This window comes from Streptomyces sp. WAC05374 (assembly GCF_004353505.1).
In the GTDB taxonomy this organism is placed as follows: Bacteria; Actinomycetota; Actinomycetes; order Streptomycetales; family Streptomycetaceae; genus Streptomyces.
In genome coordinates this window covers 568,378-591,619 of sequence record NZ_SMNQ01000001.1, presented here as the reverse complement: position 1 = coordinate 591,619, position 23,242 = coordinate 568,378, and the positions used below count along the sequence as shown (strand labels likewise).

Annotated in this window: 23 protein-coding genes and 1 riboswitch; of the genes, 5 read left to right on the top strand and 18 right to left on the bottom strand. The window is 74.9% G+C overall.

Annotated elements, in window-relative coordinates; translation table 11 throughout:
• Positions 1-44: 44 nt before the first annotated feature.
• Entirely contained in the window at positions 45-806 is a 762-nt protein-coding gene (locus E2B92_RS02740) for a uracil-DNA glycosylase (protein WP_126883175.1), read from the top strand.
• On the opposite strand, the gene E2B92_RS02735 is transcribed toward E2B92_RS02740, so the two are convergent.
• The 3 genes from E2B92_RS02735 to E2B92_RS02725 are packed head-to-tail and all read right to left on the bottom strand — an operon-like array spanning position 766 to position 4,729.
• On the bottom strand, positions 766-1,926 hold the full coding sequence (locus tag E2B92_RS02735) for an FAD-dependent oxidoreductase (RefSeq protein ID WP_126883176.1): 1,161 nt from the start codon (positions 1,924-1,926) through the stop codon (positions 766-768). The two genes, E2B92_RS02740 and E2B92_RS02735, sit on opposite strands and share 41 nt — an antisense overlap.
• Positions 1,923-3,296, bottom strand: a complete 1,374-nt coding sequence (locus tag E2B92_RS02730) for an FAD-dependent oxidoreductase (protein WP_126883177.1) — start codon at positions 3,294-3,296, stop codon at positions 1,923-1,925. Before E2B92_RS02730 ends, E2B92_RS02735 begins: the two co-directional genes overlap by 4 nt.
• Positions 3,293-4,729, bottom strand: coding sequence for an FGGY family carbohydrate kinase (locus E2B92_RS02725; RefSeq protein WP_126883178.1), 1,437 nt, complete (start codon positions 4,727-4,729; stop codon positions 3,293-3,295). Before E2B92_RS02725 ends, E2B92_RS02730 begins: the two co-directional genes overlap by 4 nt.
• 199 nt (positions 4,730-4,928) lie before the next feature.
• Between E2B92_RS02725 and E2B92_RS02720 the strand changes: the two genes are divergently transcribed.
• A complete protein-coding gene (locus E2B92_RS02720; RefSeq protein ID WP_126883179.1) occupies positions 4,929-5,906 on the top strand; it encodes a hypothetical protein in 978 nt (325 codons plus the stop codon).
• A 35-nt stretch (positions 5,907-5,941) separates the two neighbouring features.
• Positions 5,942-7,471 (top strand): amino acid permease, encoded by a 1,530-nt coding sequence (locus tag E2B92_RS02715; protein WP_126883180.1) that lies wholly within the window; start codon positions 5,942-5,944, stop codon positions 7,469-7,471.
• Positions 7,472-7,475: 4 nt separating this feature from the next.
• Here E2B92_RS02715 and E2B92_RS02710 read toward each other — a convergent pair whose 3' ends face one another.
• Positions 7,476-8,207 (bottom strand): GntR family transcriptional regulator, encoded by a 732-nt coding sequence (locus E2B92_RS02710; RefSeq protein ID WP_126883181.1) that lies wholly within the window; start codon positions 8,205-8,207, stop codon positions 7,476-7,478.
• Between the two features lie 193 nt (positions 8,208-8,400).
• On the opposite strand from E2B92_RS02710, the gene E2B92_RS02705 reads away from it, so the two are divergent.
• Positions 8,401-9,591: a zinc-dependent alcohol dehydrogenase gene (locus tag E2B92_RS02705; RefSeq protein WP_126883182.1), complete on the top strand. Its 1,191-nt coding sequence runs from the start codon at positions 8,401-8,403 to the stop codon at positions 9,589-9,591.
• A gap of 6 nt (positions 9,592-9,597) precedes the next feature.
• Here the strand turns inward: E2B92_RS02705 and E2B92_RS02700 are convergent, their stop codons facing one another.
• Both E2B92_RS02700 and E2B92_RS02695 read right to left on the bottom strand, forming a co-directional pair.
• Positions 9,598-11,001 carry an FAD-dependent oxidoreductase gene (locus tag E2B92_RS02700; protein WP_126883183.1) on the bottom strand — a complete coding sequence of 468 codons (1,404 nt, stop codon included), beginning with the start codon at positions 10,999-11,001 and terminating at the stop codon, positions 9,598-9,600.
• A gap of 24 nt (positions 11,002-11,025) precedes the next feature.
• Positions 11,026-11,403 (bottom strand): ArsR/SmtB family transcription factor, encoded by a 378-nt coding sequence (locus E2B92_RS02695; protein ID WP_126883184.1) that lies wholly within the window; start codon positions 11,401-11,403, stop codon positions 11,026-11,028.
• A 105-nt stretch (positions 11,404-11,508) separates the two neighbouring features.
• Between E2B92_RS02695 and E2B92_RS02690 the strand changes: the two genes are divergently transcribed.
• A complete protein-coding gene (locus tag E2B92_RS02690; protein WP_126883185.1) occupies positions 11,509-13,440 on the top strand; it encodes a heavy metal translocating P-type ATPase in 1,932 nt (643 codons plus the stop codon).
• Here the strand turns inward: E2B92_RS02690 and E2B92_RS02685 are convergent.
• From E2B92_RS02685 to E2B92_RS02630, 12 genes are all read right to left on the bottom strand, one after another.
• Entirely contained in the window at positions 13,429-14,610 is a 1,182-nt protein-coding gene (locus E2B92_RS02685; RefSeq protein WP_126883186.1) for a GTP-binding protein, read from the bottom strand. The genes E2B92_RS02690 and E2B92_RS02685 overlap by 12 nt on opposite strands.
• A gap of 5 nt (positions 14,611-14,615) precedes the next feature.
• Entirely contained in the window at positions 14,616-14,786 is a 171-nt protein-coding gene (gene rpmF / locus E2B92_RS02680) for a 50S ribosomal protein L32 (RefSeq protein WP_126883187.1), read from the bottom strand.
• Between the two features lie 60 nt (positions 14,787-14,846).
• Complete coding sequence (locus E2B92_RS02675; protein ID WP_126883188.1) at positions 14,847-15,377, bottom strand: PadR family transcriptional regulator; 531 nt, start codon at positions 15,375-15,377, stop codon at positions 14,847-14,849.
• A 23-nt stretch (positions 15,378-15,400) separates the two neighbouring features.
• Complete coding sequence (locus E2B92_RS02670; RefSeq protein WP_126883189.1) at positions 15,401-17,434, bottom strand: NADPH-dependent 2,4-dienoyl-CoA reductase; 2,034 nt, start codon at positions 17,432-17,434, stop codon at positions 15,401-15,403.
• Between the two features lie 134 nt (positions 17,435-17,568).
• Positions 17,569-18,414: an energy-coupling factor ABC transporter ATP-binding protein gene (locus E2B92_RS02665; protein ID WP_126885730.1), complete on the bottom strand. Its 846-nt coding sequence runs from the start codon at positions 18,412-18,414 to the stop codon at positions 17,569-17,571.
• The gene (gene cbiQ, locus E2B92_RS02660) at positions 18,411-19,160 is read right to left on the bottom strand and encodes a cobalt ECF transporter T component CbiQ (protein WP_126885732.1); all 750 of its coding nucleotides are present in this window, start codon (positions 19,158-19,160) and stop codon (positions 18,411-18,413) included. The genes E2B92_RS02665 and cbiQ overlap by 4 nt, the downstream gene beginning before the upstream one ends.
• A gap of 6 nt (positions 19,161-19,166) precedes the next feature.
• Positions 19,167-19,547, bottom strand: a complete 381-nt coding sequence (locus tag E2B92_RS02655; protein ID WP_235023654.1) for an energy-coupling factor ABC transporter substrate-binding protein — start codon at positions 19,545-19,547, stop codon at positions 19,167-19,169.
• Positions 19,544-20,227 (bottom strand): energy-coupling factor ABC transporter permease, encoded by a 684-nt coding sequence (locus E2B92_RS02650; RefSeq protein WP_126885777.1) that lies wholly within the window; start codon positions 20,225-20,227, stop codon positions 19,544-19,546. The genes E2B92_RS02655 and E2B92_RS02650 overlap by 4 nt, the downstream gene beginning before the upstream one ends.
• A gap of 30 nt (positions 20,228-20,257) precedes the next feature.
• Positions 20,258-20,471, bottom strand: a riboswitch (cobalamin riboswitch).
• Between the two features lie 65 nt (positions 20,472-20,536).
• Positions 20,537-20,941 (bottom strand): PTS-dependent dihydroxyacetone kinase phosphotransferase subunit DhaM, encoded by a 405-nt coding sequence (locus E2B92_RS02645; protein WP_126885734.1) that lies wholly within the window; start codon positions 20,939-20,941, stop codon positions 20,537-20,539.
• Positions 20,938-21,552, bottom strand: a complete 615-nt coding sequence (dhaL, locus tag E2B92_RS02640; protein ID WP_126885779.1) for a dihydroxyacetone kinase subunit DhaL — start codon at positions 21,550-21,552, stop codon at positions 20,938-20,940. Before dhaL ends, E2B92_RS02645 begins: the two co-directional genes overlap by 4 nt.
• 8 nt (positions 21,553-21,560) lie before the next feature.
• Positions 21,561-22,553: a dihydroxyacetone kinase subunit DhaK gene (gene dhaK, locus E2B92_RS02635; RefSeq protein ID WP_126885736.1), complete on the bottom strand. Its 993-nt coding sequence runs from the start codon at positions 22,551-22,553 to the stop codon at positions 21,561-21,563.
• A 97-nt stretch (positions 22,554-22,650) separates the two neighbouring features.
• Entirely contained in the window at positions 22,651-23,115 is a 465-nt protein-coding gene (locus E2B92_RS02630; protein WP_126885738.1) for a DUF6003 family protein, read from the bottom strand.
• Positions 23,116-23,242 lie beyond the last annotated feature (127 nt).

Sequence of the window (23,242 nt, the reverse complement as noted above, 5' to 3'; positions counted from 1 at the left end):
TCCCGGCGCGTTAGCGTCGAACACACAGCCCGAAAGGAGGACCCATGCCCGCGGAGCCCGAGCGGCCCGACTTCCCGGTACGGGAGGCGGCCGGCGCCCCCTCCGTACCCGCGCTCGACGAGAGCGTCACCCACTGCCGGGCCTGCCCCCGCCTCGTGGCGTGGCGGGAGCGGGTGGCCCAGGAAGGGCGCCGCGCCTACGCCGGGTGGGACTACTGGGCCCGGCCCGTGCCCGGCTTCGGACCCGAGGACGCCCGGCTCCTCGTCGTCGGCCTCGCCCCGGCGGCCCACGGCGGCAACCGCACCGGCCGCATGTTCACCGGCGACCGCTCCGGCGACGTCCTGTTCGCCGCCCTGCACGAGGTGGGCCTCGCCAACCAGCCGCGGGCCACGGACGCCCACGACGGGCTGCGCCTGCACGGCGTACGCGTCACCGCCCCCGTCCACTGCGCCCCGCCCGCCAACAAGCCCACACCCCTGGAGCGCGACACCTGCCGCCCCTGGCTGGCCGGTGAACTGCGCCTGCTGCGCCCCACCGTGCGCGCCCTCGTCGTGCTCGGCGCCTTCGGCTGGCAGGCCGTCCTGCCGGTGCTGAGCGCGGCGGGCTGGACGGTGCCCAGGCCCCGGCCCGCCTTCGCGCACGGGGCCCGCGTCACGCTGGCCGCCACCGGCGCCGGACCGGACCTGGCGCTGTTCGGCTGCTACCACGTCAGCCAGCGCAACACCTTCACCGGCCGGCTCACCCCCGCCATGCTCACGGACGTCCTCAGCCGCGCGGCGGAGGCCGCCGGGCTCCGAGCACCCTGATCCGGACCGGCCCGCCGTCCGGGTCCACCCGTGCCGCCCACGCCCCGGACAGCGGCACCGACCGGGACGGACCGGCCGCGCGCCACAACCGGCTCCGGTGCAGCAGCACACCGTCCTGGCTCACCGCCACCACCACCGGACGCACCAGGGGCCGGGCCGCACGCACCAGGAAACGGCTCCCCGGCCCCGCGAGCCGGTTCGGCACCACCCACCGCAGCGGCGCGTCCACCACGACCGGGACCGGGCACACGGGCCAGGACGCGGCACCCGACAGGTGTGCCAGCACCGGACCCGCCACCGCCCGTCCCTCCAGGACCGCCGTACCGGCCGGCTCGCCGCCGTGCAGCAGGTCGCCCACCGCGAACACACCCGCCACCGACGTCCGGAACGACCCGTCCACCGCCGGGCCGCGCGTCCCCGGGTCCAGGACCGCCCCGCCGGACCGCGCCGCCTCGTGCTCCGGGAACCAGTCGCCGGTGAACACCACCGTGTCGCAACGCACGGTCGCCGCCCGCCCGTCGCGGCGCCGCACCCGCACGCCTGACAGCCGCCCGCGCCCCAGGAGTTCGGTGACCTCGGTCCCGTCCAGCACGGGCACCCGCCCGGTGAGCGCCCCCGGACGGCGCCACGGCTCCGGGGTGACCAGCGCCGCCACCTCCACGCCCGCGTGGCGCAGCATGCCCACCGCCTCCCACGACACCCGCTCCGCCCCGACCACCACCGCCCGGCTGCCCACGCGCTGCCCGTACGCGTGCACCGACCGCCGCAGCTCACCGGTGGTCAGCACCCCGGCGGGGCGGGTCCCCGGCACCAGCCGGGCACCGCGCGGCCGTTCCCGGGCGCCCGTCGCCAGGACCACCGCCCGCGCGGTGACCCGCTCACGGCCGGCCGGGCTCGTCGTGTCGAGCGTGAGCGGGCCGGACCAGCCGGTGACCGTGACACCGGTCCGCAGTACCGCCCCCGCCCGTACCGCCGCGTCCGCCCAGGGCCGCGCGCCCCGGGAATCCCGCTCCAGGACCTCCACCGTGCCCGCGCCCAGGGCGGCCAGCCGGCCGGCCGCCGCGAGCCCGGCCGGGCCGGCCCCGACGACGAGCACGTCCACCGCGCGCGTGGCGGTCACCGCGCCCCCTCCAGCAGTGCCCGGACCGCCGCCCCGCAGAAGGCGCCCTGGCAGCGTCCGGCGCCCGCGCGTGTCCGGCGCCGCAGCCCGGCCGCCGAGACGGGCGGGATCACCGAGGCGAGCGCGTCACGGATCTCCCCGCGCGTCACCCGCTCGCAGGTGCAGACGACGTCCCCGTACGCCCGGTCGGCGGCGATCAGCTCCGCGTCCGCGTACGGACGGGGGAACGACTCGCCCAGGCTGGGCATGCGCACCGCCGGAAGCTCACGCGCGGGGCCGGTTTCCAGACCGGCGTCCCGCAGCAGTTCCACCGCATGGGCGGCGATCGCCATCGACGCCGTCAGCCCCGTCGACCGGATGCCGCCCACGGTCACGTACCGCTGCCGGGGGTGGCAGGCGATCCGGTAGCCGTCCTCCTCGGTCGCCGCCCGCAGCCCGGCGTAGACCGCCGTGACCTCCTCGTCCAGCAGCGCCGGCAGGATGCGCCGGCCCTTCTCCGCCAGGAACGCCAGCCCCTCGGCCGTCGACGCGGTCGCCGTCCTGTCGTCGAGGTCCTCGGCGGTCGGCCCCAGCAGCACCTTGCCGTGCACCGTGGGGGCGATCAGCACGCCCTTGCCGAGCGCCGTCGGCACCGGCAGCAGGATGTGCCGGACCAGGCCGCGGGCGAAGGCGTCGAACACCATGAGCTGGCCGCGCCGGGGCGTCACCGTGAAGTCCCGGTGGCCGAGCAGCCGGTCGAGCTCGTCCGCGTACAGGCCGGCCGCGTTCACCAGGTAGCGGGTGCGCAGCACGCCCCGGGCGGTGACCAGCTCGTGCCCCGGGCGGACGTCCTCCACGCGGCAGTCCAGGTGCAGGTCCACCCCGGCGTTCACGGCCTGGGTCGCGTACGCGAGGGTCGTCGTCCACGGACAGATGACGCTCTCGCCCGGCACGTCCAGCGCGCCGAGCGCGCCCGGGCCGAGGTGCGGTTCGCGGGTGCGCAGCTCGTCGGGGCCGATGATCCGCACGTCCCGGCAGTCGTTCTCCCGGGCCTTGCGCGCCAGCCCCGGCAGCGCGGCGAGCTGCTCCTCGTCCCATGCGACGAGCAGCGCGCCCACCGGTTCCACCGGGATGCCGGCCCCTGCGGCGTACGCGGCGAGCCGCCGCCGTCCCTCCCGTACCAGCCGTGCCTCCAGCGAGCCGGGGACGGCGTCGAAACCGGTGTGCAGGATCGCGGTGTTGGCCTTGGACGTGCCCTCGCCGACATCGGCGGCGGCGTCCACCAGGGCGGTGCGCAGCGGGAAGCGGGCCAGCTCGCGGGCGACGGCCGAGCCGACCACCCCGGCGCCGACGACGACCACGTCGTACGGTGCGGAGGGCAGCGGCCTCACGGCGTACGGTCCAGCAGCGCGGCGACCGCCGCCCGGAAGGCGCCCATCCGCTCGGCCGCCTCGGTGGCGGAGACGCGCGGCTCGTACACGGCGGACGGCCGCCACGGCGGGACCGCCCGCGCGAGCGGCAGGGACGCGTCCAGGCCCATGCGGGCGACGGCGCCCACGCCGAGGGCGGTGGCGTCCGGCAGCGCCGACACCTCCACCGGCAGTTGCAGCAGGTCGGCCTGGGCCTGCATCAGCACCGCCGAGCGGGTCAGCCCGCCGTCGACCCGCAGCGACCCGAGCGGCGCGCCCAGGTCCGCCCCGGCCGCCGAGGCGAGCTCCACCACCTGCGCGGCGATGCCCTCGCACAGCGCGCGCACCAGGTGGCCGGGCGTGGTGTCCAGCCCGAGCCCGGTCAGCGACCCGCGCACGTCCCCCCGCCACCACGGCGCGGCGAGCCCGGCCAGCGCGGGGACGAACGTGACGCCGCCCGCGTCCGGTACGGAGGCGGCCACCCGGTCCAGGTCGGCGGGCCCGCCGATCACCCCGAGGTCGGTGAGCCAGCGCACGGCGGACGCGGCCGTGTACACCTGCCCGTCCAGGCAGTAGCTGGTCCGCCCGCCGAGCCGCCACGCCACACAGGGCACCAGCCCCGAGTCGCCGCGCCGGGGCCGGTCGCCGGTCTGGGCGAGCAGGAACGCGCCCGTGCCGTAGGTGCACTTGGCGGCGCCCGGCTCGGTCGCGCCCTGGGCGAGCAGCGCGGCCTGCTGGTCGACCAGCAGGCCGGTCAGTGGTACGCGGGGGCCGAAGGCGTCCGTGACGCCCACCGGCTGGGCCGCGTCCACGATCCGCGGCAGGCGCTCGCCGGACAGCCCGAAGACCTCCAGCGCCTCCGGCGACCACGCCACCGCGTCCAGGTCGAGGAGCTGGGTGCGCCCGGCGGTCGCCGCGTCCGTGACGAACTCGCCGGTCAGGTGCCGCACCAGCCAGGCGTCGCTGGTCGTCACCACGCCCTCGCCGGTCAGGTGGCGACGTATCCAGGCCATTTTCGGGGCGGCGAAGTACGGGTCGAGCGGGAGCCCGGTCGTCTCGCGCAACCGGTCTGCGTGCGGGGCGAGTTCGGCGCAGATCCCCTCGGCCCGGCGGTCCTGCCAGACGATCGCGTCGGTCAGCGGCGTACCGGTGGCCGGGTCCCAGGCCAGGACCGTCTCGCCCTGGTTGGCCAGCCCCACGGCGGCGACCGGCTCCCCCGCGGCGGCCAGCGCGCGGCGTCCGGCCGCGACGACGGAGTCCAGCAGCTCCCGGGGATCGGTCTCCACCCGGCCGCCCGGCAGGTGGCGCGGGCGCACCGGCGCCGTACCGGAGCCGATCACTCCGCGGTCCGGGCACACCACCAGGGCCTTGGTGCCCGAGGTGCCCTGGTCGACGGCCAGCACGGGCCCCGTCATCGCCCACTCCCGTTCACTTGTGTCCGTTCAACTCCCTTGAGTTTACGGATCAATTCGAATCGTGCACGAAAGTGGACCACGATCGTCCATCGCCGCCTATAGTGATCGCCGATCAACGGCCGGTAGCCGGGGAGCAGTCCGACCGCTCTCCCCGGTGTGCCGCGCACCCCCCAACGCCCACCGTCCGCTCAGAGGACCCATGACCGTCACACCGGTGTACCACCCGGCGGGCCACGACAGCGCCTTGCGGGGAGTGCTGGAGGACCTGCGTACCGGACGCTGGCTGTCGATGGCCCAGCTCCTGGACGACACCGCCGACTGGTCCGCGTGGACCCGGCGCACCCAGGTGCTGGCCGCCGTCGCGGCCGGCTCCGACGTCGTCCAGGTCTGGCGCGCCGAACAGCCGCACAGCCCGGCCGCGGCCGTCATGCACGCCCGCGTCGCCGTCGAACGCGCCCTGCGCGCCCACCGCGAGGCGCACCCGCGCACCGGCGAGCTGTGGCGGCTCGCCTGGGAGGCGTGCCAGGCCGCCTCCCACGTCGCCCCCGGCGACCCGGTGCCCTGGGTGTGCCTGCTGGCCCTGGCCGTGCTCGACGACGGACAGCGCCTGGACGCCCACCGGGTGCGGCCGCCCGGGCCGATGCTGCCGCCCGGACCGTGGAACCTGCTCGCGGAGGCCGACAAGCGCGACCCGCACAACCGCGAGGCGTACCACCGGATGCTCCAGTTCCTGTACGCCCGCCAGCCCGGCAGCGGTTCCCTGCCGCAGGCCGTCAACTTCGTCCAGTGGGCCGCCGGTTCGGCACCGCCCGGCTCGGCCCTGCACGTCCTGCCGCTGTACGCCAGGGTCGAGCGCTACCGGCGCCACCGGGGCCAGGACCGGGCCCTGGATCTGCACTGGGTCGCCGAGGACGCGTCCCGCGACGCGGAGCGGGCCCTGCTCGCCTGGTTCGACCACACCGATCCGGCCACCGAGTCGCTCCTCGACCTCAGCCACCTGGCCCACGCCCTGTGGGGAGCGCTCCGGTTCGACGACGCCGCCCGGGTCTTCACCGCGCTGGGCCCGTACTACACCCCCCAGCCGTGGGCGTACCGCACCCGCGACCCGGGGGACCGGGCCCTGGCCGAGGAGCTGTTCACCCGCGCCCGCGCCCGCTGCCTGCACGTCCCCGGCTGACCGACCGCCCACCCCACCCACTCGGAGGTACCGCCATGTCCCGCACCCTTTGGGCCGGCCAGGAGCGGCCGTCGACGCCGCCCCCGGACGAGGAGGAGCGCCTGAGGGAGCTCGGCTACCAGCCGGTCCTGGCCCGCCGCATGGGCGGCTTCGGGAACTTCGCCATCAGCTTCTCCGTGATCTCCGTGCTGTCCGGCTGCATGACCCTCTACGGCTTCGGCCTCGGCACCGGCGGACCGGCCGTGATGATGTGGGGCTGGGCGGGCGTGGGCCTGTTCGTGCTCTGCGTCGGCCTGGCGCTCGCCGAGGTGACCAGCGCGTACCCCACCTCGGGCGCCCTCTACTACATGGCGGACCGGCTCGGCGGGCGGCGCTGGGGCTGGTACACGGGTTGGCTGAATCTGCTCGGCCTGCTCGGGGCGATCGCCGGGATCGACTACGGCGCCGCGCTCTTCACCGGCGCGTTCCTCAACCTGCGCTTCGGCTTCGAGCCCACGCCCGGCTCCACCTTCGTGATCTTCCTGTGCATCCTGCTGCTGCACGCCGTGCTGAACCTCTTCGGCGTCCGCCTCGTCAGCGTCCTCAACTCCATCAGTGTCTGGTGGCACCTGACCGGGGTCGCGGTCATCGTGGGGGCGCTGGCGATCGTGCCCGACCACCACCAGTCGGCCGGGTTCGTCTTCACGGAGTTCGTCAACGACACCGGCTGGGCCAACCCGCTCTACGTGGCGGCCATCGGCCTGCTGCTGGCCCAGTACACCTTCTCCGGCTACGACGCCTCCGCCCACCTCTCCGAGGAGACGTCCAACGCGTCCGTCACGGCGGCCAAGGGCATCGTCCGGGCCATCTGGGTCTCGTGGATCGCCGGCTTCGCCCTGCTGGCGGGGCTGACCTTCGCCATCCAGGACTACGCCGGCACGCAGAACACCGCCACCGGTGTGCCGCCCGCGCAGATCCTGCTCGACGCGCTCGGCTCCGGTGGCGCCGCCGCCCTGCTGCTCGTCGTGATCGTGGCCCAGCTCTTCTGCGGGAACGCCGAGGTGGCCGCCGCCAGCCGGATGGTGTTCGCCTTCAGCCGTGACAACGCGCTGCCCGGTTCGCCGCTCTGGCGCAGGGTCAGCGCCCGCACCCAGACCCCGGTCCCCGCCGTCTGGCTGTCGGTCACCGTCGCCGGGCTGCTCGCGGTGCCGTCGCTGTACTCGGCCACCGCCTACGGCGCGGTCACCGCCATCAACGTCATCGGCATCACCCCCGCGTACGCGATCCCCATCTACCTCCGGCTGCGGGCGGGCGACCGGTTCCGGCCGGGACCCTGGTCCCTGGGCCGCTGGAGCAAGCCGGTCGGCTGGACGGCGGTGGTGTGGGTCGCGGTGGTCACCGTGCTGTTCTGCCTGCCGCAGAGGTCGCCGGTGACCGTCGACTCGATGAACTACGCCGTGATCGCGCTCGCGGTGGTGCTGGTGCTCGCCAGCGTGTGGTGGTACGTCGCGCGCCGCTCCTACGGCACGCCGGCCCCCTACGGCACCGCGCGGGAGCAGGCGGAGCTCTCGGAGGGCATCGTCTGACGCGTCAGCCGGTGAACTCGTAGGTCCACGAGGCGGATTCCGGCGCGAACCGGATGTCGGTCACCTCCAGCACGTGGCCGTGCTGGTCGCTCACCACCCGGTGCACGGTCAGGCAGGTGGTGGCGACCGGCCCGTGGCCGACGCCGATCGACTCCCGGCGCGTCAGCCGCAGTCCCGCGCGGTGCATCCAGTGGTACAGCAGCCGCAGGTCGGGCCGCGCGGGCCACGCCTCCGGCCGCCGGTAGCGGGCCAGTTCGGGGACCTCGGCCAGCGCGTGCCGGGAGAACCGGGACAGCGCCTCCTGCACGGGGCTGCCACCGGCGCCCGGCACGTGGTGGCGGTGGACCAGCGACGGCTCGCCGGGCGGAAGGCCCAGTTGTTCGGCGAGCACGGTCGGGGTGGGCTCCCAGGCGAGCCGGGTCACGGCGGACGCCTCGGGGGAGCCGGTGCCGCACGGGAAGCGCAGCAGGCCCGGCGCGAGGACCGGGCCGGCCGTCTCGGGAGCGGCGGCCGCGGCGAACGTGCCGCGCCGCTCGGTCACCACCAGCCGCTCGTCGCGCAGCAGTTGGAGCGCGTTGCGCACGGTGTGGCGGTTCACCCGGAAGCGGTGCACCAGGGAGCGCTCGGACGGAAGCCTGGTGCCGGGGGCGATGCGTCCCTGGGTGAGGTCGTCGCGCAGCGCGGCGGCGACCCGGAGGTAGAGCGGAAGAGCCGCGGGAGCCTGGGACTCAGCCATGTTCAACCCTCAATTTCCTTCGCTCAGCGTAGTCGAGCGTGCCGTGTGGGTGATCAATCCCTATCATTGGTCTAAACCTGTGGGGAAGGGGGTGCCCGCCGATCCGTCGCACTCTGGCCGAAACGGATTCACCGGCACGGCGCCCGGGTACCCGGGCCGCGCCCCCGCAGGAGCCGGTGAAGGGACACGCACGATGAGGGCCGTGACATGGCAGGGAAAGCGCGACGTACGGGTGGAGACGGTGCCCGACCCGAGGATCGAGGAGCCGACCGACGCGGTCATCAGGGTCACGTCCACCGGTCTGTGCGGCTCGGACCTGCACCTGTACGAGGTGCTGACGCCGTTCATGACCCCGGGTGACATCCTCGGCCACGAGCCGATGGGCATCGTGGAGGAGGCCGGCCCCGAGGTCCCGGGCCTGAAGCCGGGCGACCGCGTGGTCGTCCCGTTCCAGATCGCCTGCGGGCACTGCTGGATGTGCACCTCCGGCCTGCCCACCCAGTGCGAGACCACCCAGGTCACCGAGGAGGGCATGGGTGCCGCGCTCTTCGGCTACACCAAGCTGTACGGGGCCGTGCCCGGCGGCCAGGCCGAGTACCTCCGCGTCCCGCAGGCGCACTTCGGGCCCATCAAGGTCCCGGAGGGCCCGCCGGACGACCGCTTCCTCTACCTCTCCGACGTCCTGCCCACCGCGTGGCAGGCCGTCCAGTACGCCGCCGTGCCCCCGGGCGGCTCGGTCGCCGTGCTCGGGCTCGGCCCCATCGGCGACATGTGCTGCCGCATCGCCCTCCACCAGGGCGCCGCCCAGGTGATCGGCGTCGACCTCGTGCCCGAACGCCTCCAGCGCGCCCGGGAGCGCGGCGTGGAGGTGTACGACCTGAGCGGGTTCGACGACCACGACGAGCTCGTCGGCGCCATCAAGGACCGCACGGCCGGCCGCGGCCCGGACGCCGTCATCGACGCGGTCGGCACCGAGGCCCACGGCAGCCCGGTCGGCCGTCTGCAGCAGAACGCGGCCGGGCTGCTCCCCAAGGCGTGGGCGGCCAAGCTCCACCAGAAGGTGGGCGCCGACCGGCTGGCCGCCCTCTACCTGGCCATCGGCCTGGTGCGCCGGGGCGGGACCATCTCCCTGAGCGGTGTCTACGGCGGCGCGGCCGACCCGCTGCCGATGCTCACCCTGTTCGACAAGCAGATCCAGCTCCGCATGGGCCAGGCCAACGTCCGCCGCTGGGTCGACGACATCCTGCCGCTCCTCACGGACGTCGACCCGCTCGGCGTGGACGACTTCGCCACCCACCACCTCCCGCTCGCGGACGCCCCGCACGCGTACCGGATGTTCCAGCAGAAGGAGGAGGGGGCCGTGAAGGTGGTCATGCGCCCCTGAGCCGGGTCAGCCCTCCGTGCCCTCCTTGTGGAGGGGCGGCTCGACCGGGGCGGGGCGCACCGGGCCGAACAGCACGGCCCGCAGCACCGGCGGGGCGAACAGGGCGGTGAGCGGCTCCGCCAGCGACAGGGCCGACCGGAACGCGGCGCCCACGACCGGGTCGCCGGGTGCCCGCTCCTGCACGCGCCGCAGGTACCAGGCGGCCGGGCGGTCGGCGGCCCGGGTCCGTGCGGCGTCGCCCCGCGCACCCGGCATGTTCTTGTCCGCGCCCGCCGAGATGTCCCACGCCTGCCGGGCCGCGTCGCACAGCACCCGCTGGACGCGCCGCGTGGTCGGCGTCCGGCGCGGGTCGCCCAGCGCCTCGCGCAGGGCCACCGCGCCGATCGCGGCGACGGACATGCCCTGTCCGTAGATCGGGTTGAAGGTGCACAGGGCGTCGCCCGTGGCGAGGAACCCGGCCGGGCGCCGCCCCGGGAGGTCGTAGCGGCGCCGCACGTTGGCCGTCGTACGGAAGCCGTGCACCGCCGACACCGGCTCCGCCTTGGCCAGCCAGTCGCGCAGGACCGGGTGCGGCAGCCGCTCCGCGTACGCCTCGAACGCGTCCTCGTCCGTGGGCGGTTCCTGACCGCGCAGCCCGGAGAGGGTGACCAGGCAGCGTCCGCCCTCGATGGGCAGCACCACACCGCTGTACGTCTGCTCGGGGTTGGGCACGATGTACTGGCCGGTGAAGTCCCCGGTGTCCGCGGCCGGCCCCGGCCGGTAGACGCGGGTCGCGTACGCCAGGCCCGTGTCGATGACCTCCTCGCGCGGCGGCTCCGCCCCGAGCTCCGCCAGCCACTGCGGGGCGCGCGAGCCCCGGCCCGACGCGTCCACCACCAGGTCGGCCTCCAGTGTGCGCGTCCCCTCGGTCCGCCCCGCCCCGCGCTCGCGCAGGCGCACCCCGCGCACCCGGGTGGCGTCACCGGCGAGGCCCACGGCCTCCGTGCCCTCCACCACCTCGATCCTCGGATCGGCCAGGACGCGGCGCCGCACCACCTGTTCGACCAGGGGGCGGGAGCCGGTGAAGAGGTGGGCGCTGGCCGGGGTGCGGCGGTACCACACGCCGCCCTGCCACTGGACCACGTCCTCGGGCATGCCGACCTTCGGCGACCCCTGCTCCCGCAGCTCGTCCAGGACGCCCGGGAGCAACTGCCCCAGCGCGCGCTGGCCGCCGTCGATCAGTACGTGCAGGTGCCGTCCCTGTGGCACGCCCGCGCGTGGCCCGGGCTCCTCGGGGAAGCGGTCGCGCTCCACGACCGTCACCCGCTCGGCGTGCTCGGCGAGCACCCGGGCGGCGAGCAGTCCCGCGATACTGCCGCCGATGACCACGGCGTGCCGTGTCGTGCGGTCGGTTCCCAACTGGTCGGTCATGCGCGCCCCTTCGCGTCCGCCCGGCTATGACCCACCAGTATCCACGGTGCGTCCGGGAAGATCGCGCGCGCCCAGCCGGAGGTGCTCGATGTGGTAGACGGCCTCGTCGAGGAGCTGGGCGACATGGTTGTCGTAAAGGCTGTACTCGATGCGCCGGCCGTGCCGCGTCCCGGTGACCAGTCCCAGGGCGCGCAGCAGCCGCAGTTGGTGCGAGACCGCCGACTGCTCCATGGCGACCGACTCGGCCAGCTCCGTGACTCCGCACGGCCCCTGGCGCAGCCGGGTGAGGATCATCAGCCGGGACGGCGTGGCGAGGGCCTGGAGCGTGGCGGCGATGGTGGCGGCGGCCTCCGCGTCCAGGCGGGCCGCTGGGGTCGTCTCGCCGTGCACTCCGTGTCCCATGCGGGCCATCGTAACCGCGTGCCCACTCGTACAGATGAAGATCTCTTCATGTGTTCCGCTATGGTGGTGCGCGTCTCCGCCGTCCCGTGAAGGAAGGGCACGTCCATGGCTTCCCCGGTGCTCGACACCAGGCCCGCGGCCCCGGCCGCCCGCGCCGTCCCGCCACCCCGCCGGACCAGGCTGTTCTCGCTGCCCGAGGTGCGCTGGGCGGCGCTGTCCGCCGCGGCCTTCCTCGCCGCGCTCCCGCTCGACCTGGCCGGGGCCCCGGCGTGGGCGTGGGGCCCGCTCTACGCCGTCTGTTACGCGGCGGGCGGCTGGGAGCCCGGCTGGGCCGGGCTCCAGGCCCTGCGGGAGAAGTCCCTCGACGTCGACCTGCTGATGGTCGTGGCCGCGCTCGGCGCCGCCGCGATCGGGCAGTACCTGGACGGCGGGCTCCTGATCGTGATCTTCGCCGTGTCGGGCGCCCTGGAGGCGCTCGCCACCAGGCGCACCGCCGACTCCGTGCGCGGCCTGCTGGACCTGGCCCCCGCCCGGGCCGTCCGGCTGACCGGAACGTCGGAGGAGGCCGTGGACGTGGCCGCCCTGCGAGTGGGCGACACCGTGCTCGTACGGCCGGGGGAGCGGCTCCCGGCGGACGGCACCGTCCTCGACGGCACGAGCGACGTCGACCAGGCCACCATCACCGGCGAGCCGCTGCCCGCCGCCAAGGCCCCCGGCGACACCGTGTTCGCGGGCACCCTCAACGGCACCGGCGCCCTGCGCGTACGGGTCGACAAGGACGTCTCGGAATCCGTGATCGCCCGGATCGTCGCCCTGGTGGAGGAGGCGAGCGCCACCAAGGCCCCCACCCAGCTCTTCATCGAGAAGGTCGAGCAGCGCTACTCGGTGGGCGTCGTCGTCGCCACCCTCGCGCTCTTCGCGATCCCCCTGGCCCTCGGCGCGGACTTCACCGAAACCCTGCTGCGCGCCATGACCTTCATGATCGTGGCATCGCCGTGCGCGGTCGTCCTCGCCACCATGCCGCCGCTGCTCTCCGCGATCGCCAACGCCGGCCGGCACGGCGTCCTCGTCAAGTCGGCCGTGGTGATGGAGCGGCTCGGCCAGGTCGACCGGGTCGCGCTCGACAAGACCGGCACGCTGACCGAGGGCACGCCCCGGGTCGCCGAGGTACGGCTGACCGGCCCCTCGGCCGAGCCGGAGGTCCTCGCCCTGGCCGCCGCCGCCGAGCTGCCGAGCGAACACCCCCTCGCCCGCGCGGTGGTGGCCGCCGCCCGCGAACGCGGTCTCACGGTGCCCCGCGCCACCGACTTCTCGTCCACCCCGGGGCAGGGAGTACGGGCCGTCGTCGACGGCCGGGAGGTCACGGTGGGCCGCCCGACCGAACCGTGGCCCGCCGTCCGTGAACTGGAGGCCGCGGGGCGGACCGCCGTCGTGGTGGCCGTCGACGGCGCACCCGTCGCCGTGCTCGGCGTCGCCGACCGGCTGCGCGACGGGGCCCCGGCCGCGGTCGCCGCCCTCGCCCGGCTCAGCGGCACCGCGCCCACGCTGCTGACCGGCGACAACGACCGCGCGGCTCGGCGCGTGGCCGCCGAGGCCGGCATCACCGACGTACGGGCCGGACTGCTGCCCGAGGACAAGGTCGCGGCCGTACGGGACTGGGAACGCGCCGGGCTGCGCACCCTCGTGGTCGGCGACGGCGTCAACGACGCGCCCGCGCTCGCCGCCGCGCACAGCGGCATCGCCATGGGCCGCGCCGGCTCCGACCTGGCCCTGGAGACCGCCGACGCCGTGGTGGTGCGCGACGAACTGGCCACCGTCCCGGCCGTCGTGGCCCTCTCCCGGCGCGCCCGACGGCTCGTGGCGCAGAACCTGGTGATCGCCGGGGTGTGCATCGGGGCGCTGGTCATCTGGGACCTGGCGGGCCACCTGCCCCTGCCCCTGGGCGTGGCGGGCCACGAGGGTTCCACCGTGCTCGTCGGCCTCAACGGGCTCCGGCTGCTGCGGGAGTCGGCCTGGCGGAAGGCGCTAGAGCGCTGAGGCGTGTTCGTGGTCGCAGGATTCGCCGGTGACGTGGACGTCCCACGCGGGGAAGGGGTCGTTCCACGGGCCGCTCTCGCCCTCCGCCACCAGGCAGGCGTCCAGCGCCCGGTGGAGGGCGTCGGCGCGCAGTCCGGTGCCGATGAACACCAGCTCCTGCTCCTGGCCGCCGTGGTCGTGGGTGCCGGACGGCTCGAACCGGGCCACCGACCCGGCCTGGGACCACAGGCCTGTCACCCGGTCGCGGCCGGCCAGCCGGAAGAACCCCTTGGAGCGCAGGACCAGGCCGTACTCCCCGCTGTCGAGCCGCTCGGTGACGAACCGCCACAGCCGGTCCGGGTGGAAGGGCCGGCCGGCCCGGAAGACGGTGGAGGAGATGCCGTACTCCTCCGTCTCGGGCACGTGGTCGCCGTTGAGCTCCATGACCCAGCCGGGCGCCTGCTGGGCGCGCTCCAGGTCGAACAGGCCGGTGCCGAGCACCTGGCCCGGTTCCACCCGGCCGCGTACGGCGGGCACGAGCCGTGCGGCCGGGTTGAGGCGGGTCAGGGCGGCCGTGAGCCGGGCCGCGTCCGCCTCGCCGACCAGGTCCAGCTTGTTGACGACGATCACGTCGGCGAACTCGATCTGGTCCATCAGGAGATCGCTGACGGTCCGCTCGTCGTCCTCGTACTGGTCCAGGCCGCGCTCCGCGAGCCCGTCGCCGCCGACGAGTTCGGGCAGGAAGTTCGCCGCGTCGACGACGGTGACCATGGTGTCGAGCCGGGCCAGGTCGCCCAGCGTGGCGCCGTCGTCGCGCGGGAAGGCGAAGGTGGCGGCGACCGGCATCGGCTCGCTGATGCCGCTGGACTCGATGAGCAGGTGGTCGAAGCGGCCCTCGCGGGCCAGCCGGTCCACCTCCTGAAGCAGGTCGTCGCGCAGGGTGCAGCAGATGCACCCGTTGGTCAGCTCGACCAGCCGTTCCTCGGTGCGGGAGAGCGCCGCGCCGCCGCCGCGCACCAGGGCGGCGTCGATGTTGACCTCGCTCATGTCGTTGACGATCACGGCGACCCGCAACCCGTCCCGGTTGCTCAGGAGGTGGTTGAGCAGGGTCGTCTTCCCGGCGCCGAGGAAGCCGGAGAGGACCGTGACCGGCAGGCGGGCGTCGGTGCCGGCCGCCGTGGCCGTCGTCATCGCGCTCAGCCCTCCGGGCGGATCAGGCCGCGCTCGTACGCCTTCACCAGGCGCTGCGGCACCTGGTGGACGGCGCCGTCGACCGTGACGGTCACGAGCTGGGGCGTGGACGCCTTCCACTGGGCGCGCCGGTGGCGGGTGTTGGAGCGGGACATCTTGCGCTTGGGTACGGCCATGGCCGGGCGACCTCCATCGTCGGGTACGGTGGCGGCCACGCTATATGAAAATGATTACCGTTAACAGTCGAGCTCCTGGAGCGCCTCCGTCAGCCACGCCGTCCAGAACCGCTCCAGCTCGATGCCCCCGCGCAGCACCAGATGGCGCAGCCGGTCCGCCTCGGAGTTCCGCTCCGGCGGGAACTGCCGCTCCTCCATCCCCAGGTACTCCTCCAACTGTGCCTGGTGCAGGGCGAGATGACGGCGCAGCTCGTCCGCGAGGCCCTCGGTTCCCACCACGGCCGCGGCGCGCAGGCGCAGCAGCAGGGCGTCCCGGATCGCCTTGGGGTCCTCGCTGCGCCGCACCCAGTCCGTCAGCTCGGCCCGGCCCGCCGGGAGCACCTCGTACTCCTTCTTCTGCCCACGGGCCGGAACCGGGGCGGGCAGGGCCCGGATGTGCCCCGCCTGCTCCAGTTTTCCCAGCTCGCGGTAGATCTGCTGGTGCGTGGCCGACCAGAAGTAGCCGATCGACCGGTCGAAGCGGCGGGTCAGCTCCAGGCCCGAGGACGGCTTCTCGAGCAGGGCGGTGAGGATCGCGTGGGGGAGTGACATGACCGCATCCTAGGGACGCGGGGTCACAGGGTCGCCGCCAGCCGCGTCCCCTGGTCGATCGCGCGCTTGGCGTCCAGCTCGGCCGCCACGTCCGCACCACCGATGAGGTGGACCGACGCGCCCGCCGCGACCAGCTCCTCGTACAGCTCGCGCCGCGGCTCCTGGCCCGTGCACAGCACCACCGTGTCGACCGGTACGGTGCGCGCCTCGCCGTCGACGGTGATGTGCAGGCCCTCGTCGTCGATCCGCTCGTAGGTCGCGCCCGCGACCATGGTGACGCCCCGGTGCTTGAGCTCCGTGCGGTGGATCCAGCCGGTCGTCTTGCCGAGGCCAGCGCCGACCTTGGACGCCTTGCGCTGGAGCAGGTGCACGGTGCGCGGCGGCTTCGGCCGCTCCGGGGCGCGCAGCCCGCCGCGCCCGGCGTAGGAGGTGTCGACGCCCCACTGCCGGAAGTAGGTCTCGGCGTCCTGGCTCGCGCCCTCACCGCCGTCGGTCAGGAACTCCGCCACGTCGAAGCCGATGCCGCCGGCCCCGATGATCGCGACCCGCTCGCCCACCGGCGCGCCGTCCCGCAGCACGTCCAGGTAGCTGACCACGCTCGGGTGGCCGACGCCCTCGATGGCGGGGGTGCGCGGGGTGACACCGGTGGCGACGACGACCTCGTCGTACCCGGAGAGCAGCTCGGCGGTGGCGTACGTGCCGAGCCTCACGTCCACGCCGCGCAGCTCGAGCTGGGTGCGGAAGTAGCGCAGCGTCTCGTCGAACTCCTCCTTGCCGGGCACCCGCTTGGCGATGTTGAGCTGCCCGCCGATCTCGTCGGCCGCGTCGAACAGCGTCACGTCGTGGCCGCGCTCGGCCGCGCTGACCGAGCAGGCGAGCCCGGCCGGGCCGGCGCCGACCACGGCGACGCGCTTGCGCAGCCGGGTGGGGGAGAGGACCAGCTCGGTCTCGTGGCAGGCGCGCGGGTTGACCAGGCAGGAGGTGATCTTCCCGCTGAAGGTGTGGTCCAGGCAGGCCTGGTTGCAGCCGATGCAGGTGTTGATGGTCTCCGGCCGGCCCTGCTCGGCCTTGGCGACGAAGTCGGGGTCGGCGAGGAAGGGGCGGGCCATCGAGACCATGTCGGCGCGGCCCTCGGCGAGGATGCGCTCGGCGACCTCGGGGGTGTTGACGCGGTTGCTGGTGATCAGCGGGATGGACACCGAGCCCATCAGCCGCTTGGTCACCCAGGTGTAGGCGCCGCGCGGCACCGAGGTGGCGATGGTGGGGATGCGGGCCTCGTGCCAGCCGACACCGGTGTTGATCAGTGTGGCGCCGGCCGCCTCGATCTCCTTGGCGAGCGCGACGACCTCCTCCAGGGACGAGCCGCCCGGCACCAGGTCCAGCATGGAGAGCCGGTAGATCAGGATGAAGTCCTCGCCGAGCCGCTCACGCGTGCGGCGGACGATCTCCAACGGGAAGCGGACCCGGTTCTCGTAGGAGCCGCCCCACCGGTCGGTGCGGTGATTGGTCGCGGCGGCGATGAACTCGTTGATCAGGTAGCCCTCGGAGCCCATGATCTCGACGCCGTCGTAGCCCGCCGACTTCGCCAGCAGCGCCGCCCGCACGTAGTCCTCGACGGTCCGCTCGACCTCGGCGTCGGTCAGTTCGTTCGGCACGAAGGGGCTGATCGGCGCCTGGATCGCGCTCGGCGCGACGAGGTCGCGGTGGTACGCGTACCGCCCGAAGTGCAGGATCTGCATCGCGATCCGCCCACCGGCCTCGTGCACGGCGTCCGTCACGACGCGGTGCCTGGCGGCCTCCTCCTCGGTGGTGAGCATGGCCCCGCCCTCGTACGGCCGGCCCGCCTCGTTCGGCGCGATGCCGCCGGTCACGATCAGCCCGACGCCGCCCCGGGCGCGCTCGGCGTAGAAGGCCGCCATGCGCGCGAACCCGTTCTCGGCCTCCTCCAGCCCGACGTGCATCGACCCCATGAGCACCCGGTTGGGCAGGGTGGTGAAGCCCAGGTCCAGGGGCTTCAGCAGGTGCGGGTACGGGACCGGGGCCGGGGTCGCAGTCATGGGGGCGCCTCCTCGCGCGATGTCGTCGCCCCAGTTGTAGACGACCCCGGCCGCCTTGTGCAACAAGTTGCATAACGATCGCCGAGTGACCTGCGCTACCCCACCCCCCGGCCCGCCTCCGGGGCCGGGCGCCCCTACGCCCCGCGGACCGCCGCCGCCCAGTCCTCCAGCTCCTCCGGGGTGCGCGGACCCGGCTCCTCCGCTCCCAGCAGGCCACGGCCCCGGAGCACCCGGGCCACCGCCATGCCCCAGGGGCGGCGCAGACCGGCCGCGTCCAGGAGGTCCTGGTCCGCCAGCAGCCCCGCCACCGGGCCGGTGCGCAGGCCGGCCGGGGTCAGGACGGCCGCGTCGTCGGCCCACCGCAGCGCCAGGTCCACGTCGTGCGTGGCCATGACGACCGTCGTCCCGGCGGCCCGCAGCCGGTCCAGGACGGCCAGCAGCCGCTCCTGGCCGTGCGGGTCGAGGCCGGCCGTGGGCTCGTCGAGCACCAGCACCCGGGGGCGCATGGCGACCGCGCCCGCGATCGCGGCGCGCTTGCGCTGCCCGTACGACAGCAGGTGCGTCGGCCGGTCCTCCAGCGCCGCGATGTCCAGCGCCTCCAGCGCCTCGCGCACCCGCTCCCGCACCTCCGCCTCCGGCAGCCCCAGGTTCATCGGCCCGAACGACACGTCCTGGCCCACGGACGCCGCGAAGAGCTGGTCGTCCGGGTCCTGCACCACGAGCTGCACCGTCGTCCGCAGCCGGGTCAGCCCCGCCCTGTCGTACGACACCTCCCGCCCCTCCAGGCGCAACTGCCCGCTCACGCACCGCAGGCCACCGCTCAGCAGCCGGAGCATGGTCGTCTTCCCGCTGCCGTTGCGGCCGAGCAGCGCGATGGACCGCCCCTCGGGCACGGCGAAATCCACGCCCCGCAGCACGGCGGGGCCGTCCTCGTAGGCGTACCCCGCGCCCACGAGCTCCACGACGGCGGCAGAAGTCACGGCAGACACCTTTCGAGTACGAGAGTGAGGGCGACCAGACCGGCGAGCAGCGCCGCGCTCGCCCCCAGGAACCGCCCGGAGACCGCCGCCGGCGGCACCAGCACCCGCAGGGTGCCGTCGTAGCCGCGCCCGGCCAGCCCCGTCTGGAGCCGCGCCGCCCGGTCGAAGGCGCGCACGAACGCCGTCGCGCCCAGACCCGCGAGCGAGCGCCAGGCCGCCGCCCGGCTCGTCAGCCCGAGCCGCGCCGCCTGCGCCTCCCGGACCCGCCGCACCGCGTCCAGCAGCAGGAAGCTGATCCGGTACATCACCAGCGCCACGTCCACCACCGGCGCCGGAACCCCGGCCCGCACCAGCCGGGGCAGCACGTCGGACACCGGCGTGGTGAACGCGAACAGCAGCACCCCGAGCGAGGCCGCCGACGTCCGCAGCAGCAACTGCCCCGCATGCACCGGCCCGTCCGGCGCGAGCGTGACCAGACCACCCGCCCCGCCCACCTGGAACAGCAGCGGCACCGCGCCCGTGACGCAGAAGCCGAGCGGGATGCGCCACGCCCGCCACACCTGCCGCGGCGCCACCCCGGCGGGACCGAGCAGGACGGCCAGCGCGGCCGCCGCCACCAGCACGGCGCCCGGCCAGGGCGGCAGACAGACCGCCAGCGCCGTCAGCCCGAAGCCCAGCACCGCCTTCTCGCACGGATGGCGGCGGCGCCAGCGACTGCTGTGCGCCGCCGCGTCGATCGGCAGCACCGGCCGCTACGCGGAGGGCTGCCGGTCGGCCGGAGCCGAACCGTCCGGTGCGTCGGCGCCCGGAAGACCCGGTACCTCCGCCCGCGCCCGGGCCTCCCCCTGCCGGCGGCCGCGCCGCAGACCGAAGTAGTACGCGAGCACACCCGCGCCCAGGGCCGCCTGGAGCGCGAACAGCGCCGACTCGATCTCGCCGGACGGCGGCTCGTACAGCGGGCTGAACCACGGCTCGTAGTCCGGGTCCAGCTCGGTGATCGCGGTCTCGGCCTGCGCGTCGGCGCCGGTGAACGGCTCCTCCTTGTGGTCGCCCATGCCCAGCGCGAGCGGGAGGACGGCGAGTGCCACCACCACGAGCAGCAGCAGCGTGTTGATCCTGGCGTTGCGGCTCATCGGACCACGGCCTCCTTCTTCACCGGCAGGACGCCGAGGCGGGCGAGGTCGCCCTTGCTGGACTGCATCAGCAGCCGCATCACCAGCACGGTCAGCAGACCCTCGCTGACGGCGAGCGGGATCTGGGTGACCGCGAAGATCCCGCCGAACTTCGCCAGCGCGCCCGCGACACCGCTGCTCGGGTCCGGGAAGGCCAGCGCGAGCTGCACGCTGGTCACGCAGTACGTGGACAGGTCGGCCACGAAGGCCCCGGCGAACACGCTCACCATCAGGGGCACGTCGAAGCGGCGCAGCAGCCAGTACACCCCGAAGCCGGCCCACGGGCCGACGATCGCCATCGAGAAGACGTTGGCGCCCAGCGTCGTCAGGCCGCCGTGCGCCAGCAGCAGCGCCTGGAACAGCAGGGTGATGGTGCCGAGCACCGCCATGATCGGCGGCCGGAAGAGGATCGCGCCCAGCCCCGTGCCCGTCGGGTGCGAGCAACTGCCCGTTACCGACGGCAGTTTCAGGGCGGAAAGGACAAAAGTGAAGGCACCGGACGCGCCGAGCAGCAGGGTCGACTCGGGGTTGGCCTTGACCTCCCGGCTCAGGGCCCGGACGCCATGGGCGACGAAGGGAGCGGCGGCGACGGTCCAGGCGACCGCGTGCGCAGGGGGCAGATACCCCTCGGCGATATGCATGATGTGGGAGACCCTCTCCAGCACCTCGTGGATGGACAACGCGCCCTGGCCGGTCTCCTGGCTGACGGGATGGCAGGTCGTGCCGCCGCGACTCCGCCTTCCCGGACCCCGCGGTCTCCCGCGGCGTTCCAGTGGCTTCCCGGGGTGGTTTCCCAGGGAGTGGAGCCGGACTTCCCGATCACAGTGGCGAGGGCCGCACCGGTACCGCACCGGTTTCCCGTACACCAAGGCCCTGCGACAGTAGTGCGTTGACCAGGTACATCACAACCCGCGCACCTGTGCGGACACCGGCTCCACCACCGGGCGCCGTCACTCCTTGCGGTACCCGTACGCCTCCGACGCGGCCGCCGTCACCGCCTCCAGGTCACCGCCCGCCGACGCCGTGACCAGCGCCGCGACCGCGCCCTCCACGAACGGCGCGTCCACCAGTCGCGTGCCGGAGGGCAGCTCGTCGCCCTCCGCGAGCAGGGCCTTCACCGTCAGCACGGCGCTGCCCAGGTCCACCAGCACCGCCACGCCCGCCCCGCCGTCGACCTCCGCCGCCGCCCGGGTGATCAGCTCCGCGCTGGTGCCCAGACCACCGTCCGCCGTGCCGCCCGCCGCCGCCACCGGCGCGGTCTCCCCGCCACCCGACAGGCCCCGGGCCAGCTCGGCGACGGACGACGCCACCGCCGCGCTGTGCGAGACGAGCACGATGCCCACCCGCGCGCTCACCGCGCCCCCTCCGCCCCGGCGAGGGCGGCGATCAGCAGCGCCGACGACGTCGCGCCCGGGTCCTGGTGGCCGACACTGCGCTCCCCGAGGTAGCTCGCCCTGCCCTTGCGGGCCCGCATCGGCACGGTCGCGAGCGCCCCCTGGTCCGCCGCCTCGGCCGCCGCCCCGAACGACGCCCCCAGCGACTCGGCCAGCGCCTCCACGGCCGGTTCCAGCGCGTCCAGCATCGTCTTGTCCCCGGCCGCCGCCCCGCCGAGCTGCGCCACCGCGGCCACACCCGCGCGCAGCGCCTCGGCGAGCTGCACCGGCGCCACCTCGGCGGCGTCGCCCAGCGCCTTGCCCGTACGCCGCAGCAGCGTCCCGTACAGAGGCCCCGAGGCGCCGCCGACCGTCGAGATGAGCCGCTGCCCCGCCAGCGTGAGCACCGCCCCCGGCGTACCGGGCGGCTCGGACTCCAGGGCGGCCACCACCGCGGCGAAGCCGCGCCGCAGATTGGCGCCGTGGTCGGCGTCGCCGATCGCCGCGTCCAGCTCGGTCAGCCGGTCCGCCTCCCGCTCCACGGCGGCGGCCGTACCGGTCATCCAGCGGCGGAAGAACTCCGCGTCCAGCATCACGGGCCTCACATTCCCCACCGGAGGGCGGCCGTCCGCACGGGCGCGTCCCACAGGCGCAGCAGTTCCTCATCCGCCTGGCACAGGGTCACCGAACAGCCCGCCATGTCCAGCGAGGTCACGTAGTTCCCGACCAGCGTACGGGCCACGGCCACCCCCCGCTCGCCCAGCACCCGCTGCACCTCGGCGTTGAACCCGTACAGCTCCAGCAGCGGGGTCGCACCCATGCCGTTCACCAGCACCAGCACCGGACCGCTCGGCCGCAGGTCCTCCAGCACCGCGTCCACCGCGAAGTCGGCGATCTCCCGCGCGGTCATCATGGGCCGCCGCTCCCGCCCCGGCTCACCGTGGATGCCGACGCCCAACTCCAGCTCGCCCGGCGGCAGGTCGAACGTCGGGCCGCCCTTCGCGGGCGTCGAGCAGGCGCTCAGCGCCACGCCGAAACTGCGGGCCCGCGCGTTCACCCGCCGGGCGACCGCCTCCACCCGCTCCAGCGGGGCACCCTCCTCGGCGGCCGCGCCCGCGATCTTCTCCACGAACAGCGTGGCCCCCGTCCCGCGCCGCCCCGCCGTGTACGTGCTGCCGGACACGGCCACGTCGTCGTCCACCAGCACCTTGGCGACCTGCACGCCCTCGTCCTCGGCGAGCTCGGCCGCCATCTCGAAGTTCAGCACGTCACCGGTGTAGTTCTTGACGACGAACAGCACCCCCCGCCCGCTGTCCACGGCCGCAGCCGCCCGCACCATCTGGTCCGGCACCGGCGAGGTGAACACCTCGCCGGGACAGGCGGCCGCCAGCATCCCGGGCCCGACGAACCCGGCGTGCAGCGGCTCGTGCCCCGACCCGCCCCCCGACACCAGGGCCACCTTCCCGGCCACCGGCGCGTCCCGCCGCACGACCACCCGGTTCTCGACGTCCACGGTGAGCTCCGGGTGCGCGGCCGCCATCCCGCGCAGCGCGTCGGCGACAACGGTCTCGGGTACGTTGATGAGCATTCTCAACGGCGTCTCCTCGCACGTGAGCGGGTGCGTCCGGGCCGTGCCGCGCGGGCCGGCCCAGGGCGCTCGGCGATCCGCGCCCCACTCTACTGAGGCGACGTCAGTCCCGGCGGTCCGCGGCACCGGGCCGCCGCCCCGCGGCCGCGGACGCCACCGACGCCACGGTGGCGGGGTCCTCGCCGGTGAGTTCCACGATGCGGTGCGGCGCGACCCCCGCCGCCGCGGCCCGGGCCAGCAGCGCGTCCCGGTCACCGGCGCAGTCGCGGTAGGCGAGCAGCTCCTCCTCCACCCGGGCGAGTGCACCGGGCGCGAGCGCGTGGCGCAGTTGGCTCAGCTCCTCGTCGCCCAGCGGAACGGGCAGCTTCTCCGCACCCTCCGGAATGGCCGCCGTCTCCTCGGGCGGCAGCAGCCGGAGCGCGCCCGAGGCGGCGGTGACACCGTGCGCGTCCAGCCAGGCCCGTACCGCGGGGGTCTCCAGGCACGCCAGGTCCCCCACGGCGGTGACGGGCGCGCCCGGCGCGGTGGCCGGGCCGTCCACGAGAAACAGGTAGGCGTCGTCGGTCATGCTCTCTCTCCTCGGCGCACGCGATGGTCGTGTGCGGTCCTGCCTACCCCCTCCGGCGCCGGACACCGCCCCCCGCTCGCACGTCCGGCGGAACCGGGTGGCGTGGAGCCGCGCCTCGGTGCACCCG

Excerpts from the sequence above, each read along its gene's own strand:
- E2B92_RS02740 (WP_126883175.1), top strand. The coding sequence starts at position 45 with ATGCCCGCGGAGCCCGAGCGGCCCGACTTCCCGGTACGGGAGGCGGCC.
- E2B92_RS02725 (WP_126883178.1), bottom strand. The coding sequence starts at position 4,729 with ATGACGGGGCCCGTGCTGGCCGTCGACCAGGGCACCTCGGGCACCAAG.
- E2B92_RS02720 (WP_126883179.1), top strand. The coding sequence starts at position 4,929 with ATGACCGTCACACCGGTGTACCACCCGGCGGGCCACGACAGCGCCTTG.
- E2B92_RS02715 (WP_126883180.1), top strand. The coding sequence starts at position 5,942 with ATGTCCCGCACCCTTTGGGCCGGCCAGGAGCGGCCGTCGACGCCGCCC.
- E2B92_RS02710 (WP_126883181.1), bottom strand. The coding sequence starts at position 8,207 with ATGGCTGAGTCCCAGGCTCCCGCGGCTCTTCCGCTCTACCTCCGGGTC.
- E2B92_RS02705 (WP_126883182.1), top strand. The coding sequence starts at position 8,401 with ATGAGGGCCGTGACATGGCAGGGAAAGCGCGACGTACGGGTGGAGACG.
- E2B92_RS02700 (WP_126883183.1), bottom strand. The coding sequence starts at position 11,001 with ATGACCGACCAGTTGGGAACCGACCGCACGACACGGCACGCCGTGGTC.
- E2B92_RS02695 (WP_126883184.1), bottom strand. The coding sequence starts at position 11,403 with ATGGGACACGGAGTGCACGGCGAGACGACCCCAGCGGCCCGCCTGGAC.
- E2B92_RS02690 (WP_126883185.1), top strand. The coding sequence starts at position 11,509 with ATGGCTTCCCCGGTGCTCGACACCAGGCCCGCGGCCCCGGCCGCCCGC.
- E2B92_RS02685 (WP_126883186.1), bottom strand. The coding sequence starts at position 14,610 with ATGACGACGGCCACGGCGGCCGGCACCGACGCCCGCCTGCCGGTCACG.
- rpmF (WP_126883187.1), bottom strand. The coding sequence starts at position 14,786 with ATGGCCGTACCCAAGCGCAAGATGTCCCGCTCCAACACCCGCCACCGG.
- E2B92_RS02675 (WP_126883188.1), bottom strand. The coding sequence starts at position 15,377 with ATGTCACTCCCCCACGCGATCCTCACCGCCCTGCTCGAGAAGCCGTCC.
- E2B92_RS02670 (WP_126883189.1), bottom strand. The coding sequence starts at position 17,434 with ATGACTGCGACCCCGGCCCCGGTCCCGTACCCGCACCTGCTGAAGCCC.
- E2B92_RS02655 (WP_235023654.1), bottom strand. The coding sequence starts at position 19,547 with ATGAGCCGCAACGCCAGGATCAACACGCTGCTGCTGCTCGTGGTGGTG.
- E2B92_RS02650 (WP_126885777.1), bottom strand. The coding sequence starts at position 20,227 with ATGCATATCGCCGAGGGGTATCTGCCCCCTGCGCACGCGGTCGCCTGG.
- dhaL (WP_126885779.1), bottom strand. The coding sequence starts at position 21,552 with ATGCTGGACGCGGAGTTCTTCCGCCGCTGGATGACCGGTACGGCCGCC.
- E2B92_RS02630 (WP_126885738.1), bottom strand. The coding sequence starts at position 23,115 with ATGACCGACGACGCCTACCTGTTTCTCGTGGACGGCCCGGCCACCGCG.